This window comes from Secundilactobacillus silagei JCM 19001 (assembly GCF_002217945.1).
Lineage (GTDB): Bacteria > Bacillota > Bacilli > Lactobacillales > Lactobacillaceae > Secundilactobacillus > Secundilactobacillus silagei.
In genome coordinates, this window is the sequence record NZ_BCMG01000028.1 from 1 (window position 1) to 1118 (window position 1118).

1 protein-coding gene is annotated in these 1118 nt (G+C 45.8%); it reads right to left on the reverse strand.

The window, feature by feature from the left end; translation table 11 throughout:
• Nucleotides 1-1118 (reverse strand): IS256 family transposase (locus tag CES79_RS12375; protein ID WP_089137376.1); only part of this gene is annotated, 1118 nt, incomplete at both ends.

Below are 1118 nucleotides of genomic sequence, written 5' to 3' on the forward strand. Positions count from 1 at the left end.
CTTCAGAGACTTCTCGTTATAAACATTAAACTGAGAAACCAGGAAGCGATCCAGTGAATCTTCCGTTGGAAATTGTTCTTTGTGGTGGGTGGTGCGCTTGAGATGCTTATTAAAGTTCTCAATCAGGTTAGTGGAGTATAGTGATTGCCGGATAGCTGGTGGAAAGTCCATGAAAGTGAGTAAATCCGGCATTTTAAGCAGATCTTTGATTAATTTGGGATAGGTCTGATGCCAGTTGTTGGCGAACTCATTCAGTTTCAGTTCGGCTGCTTCACGGTTGGCGGCCCGATGAACTTGTTTAAAGTCACTGATCACGGCCTTGCGGTCTTTTACGCGAACTTTGTTCATCAGATTCCGCCCAACATGAACCAGGCAACGTTGTCGTTTGGCTTTAGGGAAATGCCGATTCAAGCCTTCATCCAAACCAACTAACCCATCGGCCACAAACAACAGCACATCTTTAACGCCCTGCTTGATCAAGGTTCCCAGCAGTTCAGTCCAGATTCCAGTCGATTCCGTTGGCGCCACTTGGTAGTTCAGCACTTCTTTCGTACCATCTGGACGAATGCCAATCGCAATATGAACGGCTTCTTTTTGAACGGTATCCCGCTTTAACGGCAAGTAAGTGGCATCTAAGAAGATGGCCGCATATTGTGAAGCCAGTCGACGTTGCTGGAAAGCTTGAACCTGTTCATTGACGGCTTTAGTCATGTTGGAAACCGTGGCTTTGGAGTAGTGAGCACCGTACATTTTCTCAATGAGTTCGGCAATTTCAGCAGTGGTAATTCCCTTGGTATACAACTGAATGACCGTTGTTTCTAAATTATCACTGTGCCGACCGTAGGCTGGCAAGGTATGATTTTCAAACCGGCCATTGCGATCTCGAGGAATGGTTAAGTTAAGTTGGCCGTACTTCGTATCAAACGAGCGCTCATAACTGCCGTTGCGGTTATTACCAGTGTTAATCCCAGCGTATGAGTAGCGTTCGTAACCCAAAAACTCTGCCAATTCGGTTTGAAGCAGCTGGTTAATCGCAATTTCGAGGTGGTGACGAAAAACTTCGTCCAAATCTTGCTTTTGGGCTAGTGCAGCGATAATTTCTGTGGTAAGTTCATTCA